The sequence below is a fragment of the Acetatifactor sp. genome (assembly GCF_982438285.1).
Genome location: NZ_CEWDFQ010000044.1, coordinates 1 through 13946 on the forward strand (window position 1 = coordinate 1; position 13946 = coordinate 13946).

General features: G+C 44.6%; 13 protein-coding genes and 1 pseudogene. 3 read left to right on the plus strand and 11 right to left on the minus strand.

Features of this window, described 5'->3' with window-relative positions; translation table 11 throughout:
- Together AC1WIP_RS03730 and AC1WIP_RS03735 are read right to left on the minus strand one after the other, a co-directional pair.
- Nucleotides 1-547 (minus strand): annotated as a pseudogene (locus tag AC1WIP_RS03730) (tyrosine-type recombinase/integrase); the annotation flags it as partial.
- Nucleotides 528-1265: a tRNA lysidine(34) synthetase gene (locus tag AC1WIP_RS03735; RefSeq protein WP_481140551.1), complete on the minus strand. Its 738-nt coding sequence runs from the start codon at nucleotides 1263-1265 to the stop codon at nucleotides 528-530. The pseudogene AC1WIP_RS03730 and the gene AC1WIP_RS03735, both read right to left, overlap by 20 nt.
- 165 nt (nucleotides 1266-1430) lie before the next feature.
- Between AC1WIP_RS03735 and rbr the strand changes: the two genes are divergently transcribed.
- The 3 genes from rbr (at nucleotide 1431) to dtd (ending at nucleotide 3853) form a co-directional block, all read left to right on the plus strand.
- A complete protein-coding gene (rbr, locus tag AC1WIP_RS03740; protein WP_481140552.1) occupies nucleotides 1431-2027 on the plus strand; it encodes a rubrerythrin in 597 nt (198 codons plus the stop codon).
- Nucleotides 2028-2126: 99 nt separating this feature from the next.
- Complete coding sequence (locus AC1WIP_RS03745; RefSeq protein WP_481140553.1) at nucleotides 2127-3401, plus strand: AI-2E family transporter; 1275 nt, start codon at nucleotides 2127-2129, stop codon at nucleotides 3399-3401.
- The gene (dtd, locus tag AC1WIP_RS03750) at nucleotides 3398-3853 is read left to right on the plus strand and encodes a D-aminoacyl-tRNA deacylase (RefSeq protein ID WP_481140554.1); all 456 of its coding nucleotides are present in this window, start codon (nucleotides 3398-3400) and stop codon (nucleotides 3851-3853) included. Before AC1WIP_RS03745 ends, dtd begins: the two co-directional genes overlap by 4 nt.
- A 113-nt stretch (nucleotides 3854-3966) precedes the next feature.
- On the opposite strand, the gene AC1WIP_RS03755 is transcribed toward dtd, so the two are convergent.
- The 9 genes from AC1WIP_RS03755 to AC1WIP_RS03795 all read right to left on the minus strand — a co-directional run.
- The gene (locus AC1WIP_RS03755; protein ID WP_481140555.1) at nucleotides 3967-5589 is read right to left on the minus strand and encodes a M56 family metallopeptidase; all 1623 of its coding nucleotides are present in this window, start codon (nucleotides 5587-5589) and stop codon (nucleotides 3967-3969) included.
- Between the two features lie 51 nt (nucleotides 5590-5640).
- Nucleotides 5641-6000 (minus strand): BlaI/MecI/CopY family transcriptional regulator, encoded by a 360-nt coding sequence (locus AC1WIP_RS03760; protein ID WP_481140556.1) that lies wholly within the window; start codon nucleotides 5998-6000, stop codon nucleotides 5641-5643.
- A 159-nt stretch (nucleotides 6001-6159) separates the two neighbouring features.
- The gene (locus AC1WIP_RS03765) at nucleotides 6160-8067 is read right to left on the minus strand and encodes a glycoside hydrolase family 127 protein (protein ID WP_481140557.1); all 1908 of its coding nucleotides are present in this window, start codon (nucleotides 8065-8067) and stop codon (nucleotides 6160-6162) included.
- Nucleotides 8068-8093: 26 nt separating this feature from the next.
- Nucleotides 8094-8780 (minus strand): hypothetical protein, encoded by a 687-nt coding sequence (locus tag AC1WIP_RS03770; protein WP_481140558.1) that lies wholly within the window; start codon nucleotides 8778-8780, stop codon nucleotides 8094-8096.
- Between the two features lie 31 nt (nucleotides 8781-8811).
- Complete coding sequence (locus AC1WIP_RS03775) at nucleotides 8812-9366, minus strand: NUDIX hydrolase (RefSeq protein ID WP_481140559.1); 555 nt, start codon at nucleotides 9364-9366, stop codon at nucleotides 8812-8814.
- 42 nt (nucleotides 9367-9408) lie between these two features.
- Complete coding sequence (locus AC1WIP_RS03780; protein WP_481140560.1) at nucleotides 9409-10629, minus strand: ribonuclease E/G; 1221 nt, start codon at nucleotides 10627-10629, stop codon at nucleotides 9409-9411.
- A complete protein-coding gene (locus tag AC1WIP_RS03785) occupies nucleotides 10611-11330 on the minus strand; it encodes a TIGR03936 family radical SAM-associated protein (RefSeq protein WP_481140561.1) in 720 nt (239 codons plus the stop codon). The genes AC1WIP_RS03780 and AC1WIP_RS03785 overlap by 19 nt, the downstream gene beginning before the upstream one ends.
- 16 nt (nucleotides 11331-11346) lie before the next feature.
- A complete protein-coding gene (locus AC1WIP_RS03790; protein WP_481140562.1) occupies nucleotides 11347-13212 on the minus strand; it encodes a TIGR03960 family B12-binding radical SAM protein in 1866 nt (621 codons plus the stop codon).
- Between the two features lies 1 nt (nucleotide 13213).
- The coding region (locus AC1WIP_RS03795) for a hypothetical protein (RefSeq protein WP_481140563.1) at nucleotides 13214-13946 on the minus strand (733 nt) is incomplete at its 5' end.

Genomic DNA, 13946 nt, shown 5'->3' on the forward strand with positions numbered 1-13946 from the left:
TATTATGATATTCCAATTCCTTTTTGGTAAGCTTTGTGCCGTCCTCCACCTGATCCAGAAGGATGGCAACCTCGTTGGGCTCCAGACGGATAATTTCTTTTTCGTGTCTTTTCGGAAGAGGCACCAGAGCCGCAGGATTTTTTTCAATCATCTCATTCTGAAAAAAATAATTATAAAAGCTTCTCAAGGTGGCAAGCTTTCTTTCCTTTCCCCGTTCCTCGTTGGTGATATCCTTTCCGTCCTTTTGATAAAGGGCAATATACTCAAGATATTCTTCAATATCCATACGGGTGAGCTGATCCAAAAGAGAAAGTGGATAGTCCTTTATTTCCATTTTAGCACATACGGCGTTCTTTTCGTGAAGAAACTCAAAAAAGAGCCTGATATCATAGGCATAGGCCAATCTGGTACGGGAAGAGGTATATTCTTCAATTCCGCGAAAAAATGTCCTGCAGAACCCAGGAAGGGTATCTAAAACCGCCCGGAGCTTCAATAAGTTTTGTTTATTTTGTTCGTCATGATAGTTATCATTTTTTATTACCGCCAAAGCACTCTGTCCAGCCTTTCTGATTTGCATTTTGAATTGCAGTAAACATCCGCTCCTTTACACCGGGGTTTTCCAGATTCAGCTGACGGAGCAGATTTTTGACATATTCCCGTTTGGTATGCCCGTCTGCAGGACAGGGGCTTTTCACCACAGGAACATTATATTTATTTACAAATCCGATTACATCGGCTTCTTTCATATACATTAAAGGCCTGATTACGGTTAAATCCGTTCGGTCCAGATAGGTGACGGGGGCAAAGGTATGAAAACGCCCTTCAAAAATAAGTGACATTAACATGGTTTCCACTATGTCATCCCTGTGATGCGCATAAGCCACTTTGTTGCAGCCGAGGGATTTCACTGTTTGATTTAAAGCTCCTTTTCTCATTTTTGCACACAAGGAGCAAGGATTTGTTTCTTTACGCTCCTCAAAAATAATCTGTGCGATGTCTGTTGGAATGACGGTGTATTCCACCTGCAGCTCCTTGCAGAGTGCGCGGATACCATCTAAATTCAAATTGCCGAAACCAAGGTCTACAGTCACTGCGTGAATGGAAAATTCTTTTGGATAAAAACGCTTTAAGCTGTTTAGGGCATATAAAAGAGTCAAACTGTCCTTTCCACCGGAAATGCCTACTGCAATCTTGTCATATTCATCTATCATATGGTAATCGTCCACTGCTTTGCGAACGCAGCTTAACACCTGTTGTAATTTCATATAGTCCTCCATGGTTGTTTCTATGGATATGCTTGGTTAAATTTCTATTTTATTTTATTATTTTTGCAGTTTAAAAACAATAGGCAATTATATTTTTCCAAAACCCGGATATACTTTCAATGAAACCGATATCTGCATTAAGGCGGAACAGGAAAGGAGAAATCTATGGCAGTAGAATTTCGTGAAAGTGAAACAAAAGATAACCTGATGAGGGCATTTGCCGGGGAAAGCCAGGCCAGAAACCGATACACCTTTGCAGCATCTCAGGCAAAGAAAAACGGCCTGCATGTTATCAGTGCAATTTTTGCATTCACAGCTTCCCAGGAGAAGGAACATGCAGAAATCTTTTACAACCATTTGAAGGAAATGGCAGGAGAGACTATCTTTATTGACGGTGGTTATCCGGTAGATATCACAGAGGATGTAGAAAAGCTTCTCCGCATGGCCCAGCATAATGAATATGAAGAGCATGAGCCAATTTATAAAACCTTTGGAGAAAAGGCTCTGGAAGAAGGCTTTAAAAATGTTGCGGCTTCTTTTCTGCAGATTGCAGAGATCGAAAAGGTGCATGGAGACCGATTCGGTAAATATGCGAAGCTTTTGGAAGAAGGCAAGCTGTTTGTGTCGGATGTGGAAGCAGAGTGGATGTGTCTAAACTGCGGCTATGTTTATAAAGGCCTGGAGGCCCCGAAGGTGTGTCCTGTATGTAAGCATGACAGAGGATATTTTATAAGATTTGAATTCGCACCCTTCGGAAAATAGTTTTTTGCAACCTTTGCTTGAGATAAGTATATTTTCAGTGTATTATTAATATATAGCAAAGGAAGATTTTTGAAATTTACAGAAGAAGGGGCTGTCTGAATGAAATTTAAGCTGGAAAACAAATATTTTCGCTGGGGTTTGACGGCATTTTTAGTCATTGCGGCAAGCATTTTATTTTATTATGTATTGTTTTACGGTTCAGACATAAAGGTTGGCATAAAGGTAGTGATAAACATTCTTATGCCTGTGGTATTTGGCTTTGTCACTGCCTATCTGCTGACGCCGGTATTGAATTTCATAGAAGATAAAATTCTGCTTTTTTTCTGCAGAAAGTGCAAAATAAAGCCTTCTAAGAGAAGGAATTCTCTCGTGAGAGGAATCGGAATTATCCTTACGATGATTTTTTTCTTTGCCATTATTCATGGCCTTTTTTCCATGCTGCTTTCTCAGATCGTCCCAAGCATACAGAACATTGTAATTAATTTTGATTCTTACATCAATAATTTTACAAGATGGCTGAACAGACTTTTGGAGGATAATGCAGACCTCAAAAATTATGCCATGCGGCTGGTGAATAAATACTCGGTTGAGCTGGAAGCCTGGCTGAACGATACAGCATTTACCACGACCAGCGAATTAATCAGAAGAGTTTCTCTGAGTGTCATCGGTATTTTCAGAGTATTGTGGAATTTTCTTATCGGTCTGATTATATCTGTTTACCTTCTTGCCAGCAAGGAGAAATTTGCAGGGCAGGCAAAGAAGATTGCCTTTGCCTTGTTTGAAAAGCACACGGCCAATGTGATCATTAAAAACTTTCGGTTTACACACAGAACTTTTATCGGATTTATCAGCGGAAAAATTTTAGATTCCATTATAATTGGCGTGCTGTGCTTTATTGGAACAAGCATTTTGCATACACCTTATGCAGTGCTGGTCAGTGTGATAGTGGGCGTTACGAATGTAATTCCTTTTTTCGGGCCTTATCTGGGGGCTGTTCCCAGCACGATTTTAATTTTTATAGTAGATCCTATGCACCCTTTAAATTGCGTTTATTTTGTTATCTTTATTGTGATTTTACAGCAGTTTGACGGTAATTTTTTAGGGCCCAAAATTTTGGGAAATTCTACCGGTCTTACGGGTTTTTGGGTGATCTTTGCAATTACGCTTTTTGGAGGACTGTTTGGTGTATTAGGTATGTTTATCGGTGTTCCCATTTTTGCTGTAATTTATGCGGGAATTAAATCTATCGTCAACACGGCGCTTAAGAAAAAAAATCTTCCCTGCGATACGCAGGCTTATGTCAATGTAGGCAGTATTGATGAGCAGGGATTTCATGATGACAATGAAGAAAAACAAGGAGAGAAAAATAAATGAGATTTGTGATACAGCGGGTAGCAGAGGCATCTGTTTCGGTGGAAGATAAGGAGATTGGACGAATTCAAAAAGGGTTTTTGGTGTTTGTGGGAATCAATCAGTCAGATACTATTGAAATTGCAAATAAAATGGTAAAAAAATTAGTTGGCTTGAGAATTTTTGCAGATGAAAACGGAAAAACAAACCTTGATCTGCATGCTGTAGACGGGCAGCTGCTTATTATTTCACAATTTACCTTATATGCAGATTGCAGAAAGGGAAACCGCCCCTCCTTTACCAGAGCAGGTGAACCCCAAAAAGCCCAGGCACTTTACGAACATATTCTGGAACAATGCCGCAAAGAAATATCTGTGGTTAAAGGAGGGTGCTTTGGAGCGGATATGAAAATTTCTCTTTTGAATGACGGTCCATTCACCGTGATTTTCGATTCGGATGAAATGCAGATACAGTGAGCCTGGTAGTCTTCTGAAAAACCTATAACTATTCGTTAAAGTTGTCTTTTGCGCATAGTTGGAACCATCCTCCTCTGCATCATCCGAAGCGTTATAAAAATTTAACTAAGCGTTTAAGGAACGGAAAAGTCCAATACTTGAGCATTCCCATATTGTTCCAGCAGTTGTTTTAGATAAGCATCTTCATCAGAATGTATTTCACCGCTTTCCAAATTAAAATAAATGTAAGATACATTGCCGTCTGAATCAAAATTTTCTGTGGCATATTCTGATAAAACCACCTGCTGATCAGAGACATTTAAGCTGTATTTTGCTACATAATGACCGCCTGCGGCATAGATGCCCTCGTCATCATAGCGTATGGGATAGGCCGTGCCAGCGCTTCCGATTGTGATGGAAGAATTACCCTGTGCGCTTTCAAAAGAGGCTTTGCAAAAGATGCTGGCCTGCGCAGTCAATGTCTGTCCCTCCCTTGTCTCCTCATAAGAATAAGTTCCCTCCTGAGCTTCCACCAAAATTGTCTGCCCATTTATACTCAGGTATACAGATGGAAATTCCTCCTGAGGCGTCTGCTGCTGAAGCTCTTGTTTTTCCAATTCCTGTTCAAGTTGAGCAATCTCAGCCTCCAAAGTCTTTCTCAGCTCTATGAGCTGTTTTTCCATAGCATCATTTTGCTGTGCTTCCATAGATTCTTCGCTGCTTATTAAAGAATCCACTGTCTTGCTTCCGATAGGATTTAATGTTAAGCCAAAAACGCAGAATATCACAAACAGAATAGAAAAAAGCAGTATCCAGAATCCAGGCTTTTTATAATTCATTATATTCCTGATTCGGGCTTTTACATTATTTTTTCCAAAAGACAGCGGGCAGCCTGAAACAACTCTTTCCTTTCCCGATAGACGAAGCAGTGTCTGGGAATAGACTTTTCGCTCTGCTGTTGTATTATGATTTAATGTTATTTCATCACAGGACATTTCCATGTCCTGGCTCATCAAATAGAATGCAAGCCATACAAGAGGATTAAACCAGTGAATACAGCATAAAAGAAAGGAGGCCTGCTTGATCAGGGGATCTCTTCGACGGATATGTGTGTATTCATGGACGAGGCATATTTGCTTCTCTTCCGCTGTTATCGTATCAGGCAGATAAATAACAGGCTTAACAATTCCCAGAACAAAAGGTGTATCCAGTCCTGGCACTATTTTGACAGAAATATTGCGATAAAAATTGGTTTCCACAACTTTTGCCTTCAGCCGTTTTTTGAGACAAAGGCAGGTAAAAAGGCAGTATATAAACAAAAGCAATACGCCAATGGGCCATACAAAAGCTCCCAGATGCAGCAAAAAAGCCAAAGAGTCTGTGAAATCCCCTGCAAAAGTGGAAACCGCAGAGGCTTCTGATGTTCCTGATTGTGCCTGCAGATCAAAGGAGGCGGTCACTTTTTCAGAATCTGCTGCAGTGGAATTTTTGCTGTCTGCCTGAAATTCACTGAAGGCTTCCGCAAAAATGCCGGAATCAAGAATGTTTTCTGCGGATGCCGCCACCTGCTTTCCCACCAGGCTGAATTCACTGTCAAGGGACCAAGGACAAATCAGTCGAAAGGCAACGGCAATCCAAAGGAAATAAGAAAATGTCTTTGGCGCCTTTTTTAAAAGCAGTCTGGCTAAAAACACAAAAAGAATGCAGTAGGAAGCAGTCAGGCTCATACTCAGCACAGTCAGAAACAGATTGATCATAAAACCCCTCCTTATCTTGATTTTTCAGGCATTTTCATTTGTTAAGAATTGTCATTCCTCAAAGCTGTCAATATAGCTGCGCAGCTCCTCAACCTCCTTGTGAGAGAGCTTGCGTCCTTGAAAAAAGGCTGTAAGGAACCTGGGCAGAGAACCAAAGGTTTCCGTCACATAATTTTGGCTCTGCAGTCCGTAAAACTGTTCCTTAGTCAGCTTTGCGGAGACAATGGATTTTTCATTTTGAAAAATACCCTTTCCAATTAATTTCTTTAAAACAGTATAGGTAGTTGACTTTTTCCAGGAAAGCTCCTTTTCACAAAGCTTTACCAGCTCTGTGGAGGAAATGGGTTCGTTTGCCCAGATAATGTCTGCAAATTTGGATTCTGCGTCTGCAAGCTTGTAGCAGTCCTTCATAAGGCTCATCTCCTTTCACATGGTTTGGACGAAAACACGAAAATTATTGCTGCTTTTAAAATATAAAAGGTCTATAAGCAGTAGACTCTTTACTTGCTTTGAGTCTACTACGTATAGACCATATTGTCAAGAAGTTTTTGAGCAGATTGAGCGGCGCTTTCACTGCTCTGGCATCCATACCTTCATTTTTCCTGTTTCCCTGTTACACCAGGTATAATAAGGAATGGCGGTCAATTCACATCTCTCCCATTCAGGAGGCGCAAAGGAATACAGCGCATCCGGCTGTGTCAGGCGTAAGCCCGGAATCTTGAGTACTCTTATTTGCCCCAGTACGGAATCCTTTCTGTCAAAGACCAATGGAATACCCTGCTTGTCTACGCAGAGGAAATTCAAATCCTTATTGTCCGCATCTTCGAAGCAATATACCAGAGGACCGGCCATAAAGGCAGTTTTTCCTGCATCGGCGTAAACTTTTGGATTGGCATATACTTTGTGTGGGGATACGTCAAGCGTTACTTGTACACAGTCCCCTGCCTTCAAGTCCTCCAGCAAAAGATAGCCATTTACCATTTTGGGAATTTTTCTTTTGCCATTTACGTTTACCGGAGTATTTTTACTCCAGAAGGGACGGCGCACAGCCAAAGTAAACGAGCCCGGCGCAGTCTGCACTTCATATTCTACCATTTCATCGTAAGGATAATTTGTTTTTGTCACAAAGGAAAAGGCGCCATTGTAATGATATTCTCCTTGAATAAACAAATCGGAATAAAAAATCTGCCGTCCCTTTTCGTTTTGTTCCGTATGCCAGGCATATCGGTCTAAAGAGGCTAAAAGCCGTGCTGCATTGGGCGGACAACAGGCACAGCCATGCCATTTTGGACGTCTTGGATAAATGTGACGGAAGCGGGGGATTTTCTGCGCGTGCATGGGATCCATTTCCAAAGGGTTCGTATAAAAGAAATGGGTTCCATCCCTCTGGATTCCGGCAAGTACTGTGTTGTACAGCGCAAGCTCCAGGACATCTGCATATTTGGCATTATGCTGTAAATCAAGCATAGCATTTGCAAAAAATATCAGACCGATGGAGGCGCAGGTTTCACAGTAAGCAGTGTCGTTTGGAAGGTCATAATCCAGTGTAAAGGCCTCCCCATCAGCAGAGGAACCAATTCCGCCGGTTAAGTACATTCGTCTGTTCACGATACTGTTCCACATCCGCTCACAGGCATCTGCCAGAGAAGCATCCTTTGTCTCCACTGCCGCCATGGCCATGCCTGTATAGAGGTAAACGGCGCGGACAGCGTGGCCCACGGCATTTTTTTCCTCTCGCACAGGATAAGTATTTTGAAGATAATCCGTATCCTCAGGATTCATGTTCCAGAGCGTCCAGCCTCTTTTCTGTGCCTCCTTTTTGAAAAAATCAGGGTCCGTGCCTCGAAAATCAAGGAAATATTTTGCCAATGCAAGGTATTTTTGCTCTCCTGTAACTCGGAACAGCCTTATGAGGGCAAGCTCAATTTCCGGATGCCCGGGAATGCCGTCCCGCTTTCCCTCTCCCTTTCCGAAAATGCTGTCTATTAAGTCTGCAAGACGTTTTCCAATTTGAAGCAGCTTTGTTTTCCCTGTGGCCTCATAATAGGCAACACCTGCCTCGATCATATGTCCGGCACAGTAAAGCTCATGGCACTCCTGAAGATTCTGCCATTTTCGGTCCGGGCACATCACTGTAAAATAAGTATTCAGATATCCGTCCTTTTCCTGCGCCCGGCCTACCAGAGAGATGATTGCGTCCGCTTTGCTCTCCAAATCCGGATCGGGCTTTCGCATGAGACAATAGGCGGCTGCCTCCAGCCATTTTGCGGTATCGCTGTCCTGGAATACCCATCCGGAAAACTCCCCCTTGCTCTCTCCCGCCGCTATCCGGAAGTTTTCAAAGGAGTGGCTTTTAGGTATGTCCGCATCTGCGGCATTGTCGTCCAGCACCGCATATTGGTAAGGAAGCATCACATCGCTCACAAGCTCCTGATAATAGTGAAAGAATTCATCCTTGATAAGAAAGCCGTCCTTCATAGACCATTCCCACCCTTTGGCTTTGATTATTCTGCAAAGCTATAATTTGTCAAATTCATGCCCACACCGTCAAACTCAAAATAAAGCAGGATATTTCCAAGCCTGTTATCCCTGCCAAGATAAACCGGCGCACTGCAGTAAAGACCGGTTTCATCCTGAAAATATTCGCAATATCCCTTAACAGAAAGGTTTTGCTGTAAAGTCCTTGAAAAAGGAGCATCCTTCGTTTCCGCCAAAAACTTTCTGCCAGCTATATTCAGCACAAGATTTCCTTCCTCATCTATTTCCGATCGAAGAAAGCTTCCTGCCATTCCCATGGGGTCTGCGGCCGTTGGGATTTCATTGAGGTTTTCTTTGTCAAAAATAAAGGTCTCATACCCATCTTCCCTGGTTCTGACCTGAAGCACTGCCCAGGGAGTTTCTTCCCCCCACTGTGATATCTGGAATTGAACGATATCGTCATATTCCTTCTCTAATTCCAGATAGCTCTCTGTTTCAGCCTCCCTGTTTTTCAGGCAGAATTGATCTGCGGAAGCGTTATAGTACAATTTAATATTCTGCTCTGGATCAGACGCCTCCAGCGTCCATTCTTCCTGCTGCACTTGAATATTCTGTGCTTTGCTTTCAGCTCCGTCAGAAATTTCGGCATTCCCAGAGATTTGATTGGTAAGTAACAAAGAGCTTGTCAGGAATAAAATAATGATCTGCAGCATTTTTGTCTCCTCCTTTTTTATTATTTCAAACTTAAATCATTCCAAAAGCAAAATAATAGGCCGCCATCTGGGCTCTTGAGCTGAAAGGCTCCGTCTCAAGCAGAGCTTTGACCTCTTCCTTGGTATAAAATCGTGCTTCAATCTCTTCATTTTCAGAGGTATGGCCGGAGATCTCCCCTTCCGCCTCTACAAAAGCGATATAGGTGGTTGTGTCGGAGATTGCCACCGCAGCATAGGAGGGAGGCAGAATTTTTTTTATGGCTTTTACCTTAAGTCCTGTCTCCTCATACAGCTCTCTGGCAATGCACGCTTCTATGGTTTCGTCCTTTTCCAGCATCCCGGCACAGAGATTGTATATGGTACGGTTTACGCCCATGCGGAATTCGTGAAGCAAAAGAAGTCTGTCCCCCTTAGTGGCAACGATGGAGACGCCGCTGGGCGCCTGGCCTATGTCGTTTATGTCCTTTAAGTCTCTCCTGCTGACGATTTCATACTTTTTTTCCCGCCCGGCCTTGTTTTTGTAAGTAATCTCATAATTTTTCAGATATTTTCCATCTTTTACTTTTTCAAATTTTATGGCTTCCAAACTAATCTTTCCTTTCCTGCTTTACAATCATCCGTCCCGCATTTATTTTGCCAGCTGCTCCTTAAGGGGTCTGCTGGTTTTCTTTCTGGTGATTTCTACGAGTCCAAGAGGTGTAATGTCTACTACAACAGTCTTTTGTTTATCCTTTCCGGTCAGGCTCCGCAGATGCTGGAGCAGCTTTTCTTCATATTCCACAGAAAACATATTAATAAAGTCTACTATGATCATGCCGGAAAGGTTTCTGAGCCGAAGCTGCAGAGCAATTTCCTGGGCGGCTTCCATATTTACAAGATAGGCACTCTCTGCACTTCCCCTTTTGCTCTCATATTTGCCCGAATTGACATCCACTACTGTCAGAGCTTCCGTAGGTTCAATGATTAAATAGCCGCCGGATTTCAGCCATACTCGTTTGCCAAGAGCTTCCTCCAGTCGGGTCTTTACCGAATAGAGTTTGTGCAGAGGATAGGAAGCGTCCTCGTAAAGGCGCACCTGCTTTTCGGGCAGTCTTTCCTTACAATAGGCCGAAACAGCCTCATAGAGCATGCTTTGATCCGTGATAATTTCATCATACTCCCAGGGATATACCATGGAATTTAAAACCGCCGCCCAGCCGGGCCGGGCTTCCTTAAGGCAGCTGAAACAGGTTCTGTAGGGAGCCTTTTCAAGCAGCTGCACAAATTCCCGTTGAAGGGCATGGAAGGAGGAAACAAGCTCTTTCCTGCTGCAATCTCCTGCCTGGGTGCGTACTACGCCGCTGATAGCCACGGAAACCTCCGGTGTCTGCCGGAAGGAGCGGCCTTCCAAAATTCCTTCCTCATGCAAAAGCTCCTGCAGCTGCTTTTTCTGCTCTGAGGAAAGCTTGGAGGAAAAGCTTGCATGGCTGGAGGTGTCTAAGCTGAGGGCAAAGAACTCATTGGCCAGGGATATTTTCGCCGTCACATTGGCCTGCTTGGCCTTTTGGGCTTCATTGGTAATCTGCACCAAAAGCTCATCTCCAGCCAGAATACGGCCGTCATATCTGCGGTTTAGCAAAAAGGGGACGGAAGCCTCTTTGAATGGCAGAAAACAGATTTCTCCGTCTGCAATTTCCACAAAACAGGCGGCGATATTGGCAGCTACATGCTTTACCCTTCCCACATAGACAGCACCGATCCGGTTGGTGCCTTCGGGAAGAACCTGTGCCGCCACAAGACGCTTCTTTTGAAAAAGCATTGCCAGGGCCTTACCGTCATATTCTGTAAAAATCAGCTTTCCGTCTGACATATTTCATCATCTCCCATGACATAAAGGGGAACAAAGACCGGATTTTGTGCCGTCCCTGTGTTGGTGAAAATTTCCTCCCTGTTGATCAAGAGGGAATTTTCCTGCAAGGTACAGTCGTTTTGCCGCAGAAAAGCTTCCAGCACCTGAGAGGGCTTGATATTGCTGCCGCTGGAAGCGTCTAAAAGCAGATAAACCCCAGATTCCCGGCATTCCATTTCATAGATGCCAGGCCGAAGATCCACCTCTCTGCATCCCTTTTTGGTTTCCTTTTGCATCAGGATGGCATCCCTTGAAAGAAAATCGGGAAGGGCTGCAGCCATGTCAAAAGCAGGCCCCCTGCCCTCACGGAAATGCACAGTATAGGAAGCGGCGGCAACGCTGGCCATGGCGTTTCCTGCATCCTCCGGCAGCACGCATACCTTTGTGACCTCAATCCCGGGTACGCTGGCCTCATTCAGCCTTTTTTTAATGTCCTGGCAGGAAATCATGGAGTTTACCTCAATATCCATATACTCCCCGTTGCTGGAAAGGCCAACGCCTAAAGGTGCGGCAAAGGACATAATTTGATGGGGACTGAAACCCGTAGTATAGGCAATGTCAATCTCCGCCCTGCGGATGGCCTTTTGAAAAAAACGCATCAAATCCAAATGACCGATAAAACGCAGCACGCCATATTTTCTGAATTTTATTCGTAATCTCATAATCCCTTCCCTCCTTTCAGCGCTCAAGGCAAATGCCGCAGCCAAAACGGCTGGCGCCGCAGCCCTGACATTTTTCCCTGCAGTTTTCCGAAATTTCTTCTCCTTTGGCTTTTTCCCATTCCCGCTTTAAAAATTCCTTTGTGACCCCACAGTCAATGAAATCCCATGGAAGCAATTCATCCACAGACCGTTCCCGAAAGGCATAAAAATCCATGGAAAGACCGCATTCTGTAAAGGCCTCCAGCCATTTATCGTTGTGGAAGCATTCGCTCCAGGCGTCATAAAAGCAGCCCTTTTCATAGACCCTTAACAGCACCTTTGACAGTCTTCTGTCTCCTCTTGCCAGAACACCCTCCAGTACACTGGCGTCTGCCTCATGCCAATTATATTTGATGCTCTTTTGATTTAACTGTTCAGAGACAGCCTTTCTGGTCAGAAAAGCCTTATCCAGAAATTCCTCCTTGGTGCACTGCCTTGCCCACTGGAAGGGGGTAAATGGCTTGGGCACAAAGAAGGATGTGCTGGCCACGATCTGCACCCTGCCATTGGTGCGTTTTTCCTTGGGAACCTCCTCAAAAAATACGGCGGCAATTTTATTGGAAAGCTCTGCAATTCCCCGGATATCCTCCTGGGTCTCGGTGGGAAGCCCAAGCATAAAATAAAGCTTTACTCTGGTCCAGCCCCCTCGAAAGGCCAGGGCTGCGCCCTTTAGAATCATTTCTTCAGTCAGCCCCTTGTTAATTACGTTTCGCAGTCTCTGGCTTCCCGCCTCCGGCGCAAAGGTGAGACTGGATTTTTTCACATCCTGCACCTTGCTCATCACATCCAGAGAGAAAGCGTCAATACGCAAGGATGGCAAGGATATATTTACATGCTTTTTCCCGCATTCTGCAATCAGAAAGTCTATGAGCTGAGGCAGCCTGCTGTAATCGCTGGAGCTTAAGGAGCTTAAGGAGATTTCCTCATGGCCTGTGTTTTTCAGCATTTCCAGCGCATATTCTTTCAAAACCTCCACATCCCGCTCCCGCACCGGGCGGTAAATCTGTCCGGCCTGGCAGAACCGACAGCCTCTGATGCAGCCCCTTTGAATTTCCAAGACCACTCTGTCCTGCGTCACCTTGATATAAGGGACAATGGGTTTCTTCGGATAAGGTGTGTCCGTCATGTCCCTTACAAGCTCCTTGTGGATGATGGGTGGAATCCCTTCCTCTGTGGGGATAAAAGATTTCAGCCTGCCGTCCTCATGATAGGATGCCTCGTAAAAACGAGGCGCGTAAATACCGGGCAGCTTTGCAGCACGGCGCAGAAATTCCACACGTCCCGCATTTTCTCTTTTACATTCTTTGTAAAGGTCAAGGAGATTGCCATACTGGGTTTCGCCTTCCCCGATGTAAAACAGGTCAAAAAAATCCGCAATAGGCTCCGGATTATAGGTGCAGGGACCGCCGCCGATCACAATGGGACAATCCTCCCCTCTCTCCTGAGCCAGCAGGGGAATCTGTGCCAGGTCAAGCACCTGCAGAATATTGGTATAGCACATTTCATATTGGATGGTGATTCCCAGAAAATCAAATTCCTTTACAGGGTCTTGGGATTCCAGCGCAAACAGAGGAATTTTCTCCTCCCGCATGATGGCGTCCAGGTCCACCCAGGGAGAGTAAACCCTTTCGCACCAGACGTCCTCCATGGCGTTAAACATATCATAAAGAATCTGAATGCCCAAATGAGACATTCCGATTTCATACACATCGGGAAAGCACATGGCAAAACGTATCTTCACCTTGTCCTTATCTTTTACCACCGCATTTACTTCGTTTCCGATATAGCGGGCGGGCTTTTCAACCCTTAATAATATTTCATCGTTTAGAGCCAGTTTTTCCATTCTATTCTCCATTCCGAAGCGCCTGCTTCATTTTCTTAACATCCTCAGAGTCAGCGCCCTCTTTGGAATAACGTGCCTTTTCGTAGAGAACTGCCAGGGAAGGAATGCCTATTTTATCCGCACATTCCCGGGCTGTATATTGAGAAAGCCCTGCCGGGTTTTCCTCTTGCCCAAACAGCTTTTTTTCGGAGAGCACACGCTTTTTAAAGTATCTGCGGATTCGCTCCGTGGGGGTGAAGGCTTGAAGAACCTGCTGCATTCCCCTTTTTCGTTTCCTGGAGTCCACATCACATTTTTCCCGTACATCAAACACGGCGTCGTCGGCTCCGTTTACTTCAATCCGCTCCCGCTTGAAATGCTCCCGGAGATATTGAATTCCTCTGCGAACAGCCTTATAACAAACAACCGCCAAAAAGACTATCACTGCAATCTGCGCTATGACCGCGAGCAAATCCCACAGCCAGAAGCTCTCTCCCGGTTCCGGCATTTCCATCATACCCTGTCCCGGCACAGCCTCCTGAATCAAAGGCTCTTTTGTTTCCTCGCTCTTTGGCAAAAGGCTCACTAGGAAACGAAGAATCTGCCGCACAAGATTCTGCAGCGTCTTAAGAATCACCGAAAGCCATTCATAGCTGGCGGTACAAATGAGAAGAAGCCCTGTTCCTGCCGTATAGAGAAGCACCAGGCGGATACCGGACCGGAACATTTCCCTTTCTGGCAGATAACCTGTGGTC

What these genes read in the sequence shown, in the direction of transcription:
- AC1WIP_RS03735 (WP_481140551.1), bottom strand. Translation starts at nt 1,265, where the DNA reads ATGAAATTACAACAGGTGTTAAGCTGCGTTCGCAAAGCAGTGGACGAT.
- rbr (WP_481140552.1), top strand. Translation starts at nt 1,431, where the DNA reads ATGGCAGTAGAATTTCGTGAAAGTGAAACAAAAGATAACCTGATGAGG.
- AC1WIP_RS03745 (WP_481140553.1), top strand. Translation starts at nt 2,127, where the DNA reads ATGAAATTTAAGCTGGAAAACAAATATTTTCGCTGGGGTTTGACGGCA.
- AC1WIP_RS03765 (WP_481140557.1), bottom strand. Translation starts at nt 8,067, where the DNA reads ATGAAGGACGGCTTTCTTATCAAGGATGAATTCTTTCACTATTATCAG.
- dtd (WP_481140554.1), top strand. Translation starts at nt 3,398, where the DNA reads ATGAGATTTGTGATACAGCGGGTAGCAGAGGCATCTGTTTCGGTGGAA.
- AC1WIP_RS03755 (WP_481140555.1), bottom strand. Translation starts at nt 5,589, where the DNA reads ATGATCAATCTGTTTCTGACTGTGCTGAGTATGAGCCTGACTGCTTCC.
- AC1WIP_RS03760 (WP_481140556.1), bottom strand. Translation starts at nt 6,000, where the DNA reads ATGAAGGACTGCTACAAGCTTGCAGACGCAGAATCCAAATTTGCAGAC.
- AC1WIP_RS03770 (WP_481140558.1), bottom strand. Translation starts at nt 8,780, where the DNA reads ATGCTGCAGATCATTATTTTATTCCTGACAAGCTCTTTGTTACTTACC.
- AC1WIP_RS03785 (WP_481140561.1), bottom strand. Translation starts at nt 11,330, where the DNA reads ATGAGATTACGAATAAAATTCAGAAAATATGGCGTGCTGCGTTTTATC.
- AC1WIP_RS03790 (WP_481140562.1), bottom strand. Translation starts at nt 13,212, where the DNA reads ATGGAAAAACTGGCTCTAAACGATGAAATATTATTAAGGGTTGAAAAG.
- AC1WIP_RS03780 (WP_481140560.1), bottom strand. Translation starts at nt 10,629, where the DNA reads ATGTCAGACGGAAAGCTGATTTTTACAGAATATGACGGTAAGGCCCTG.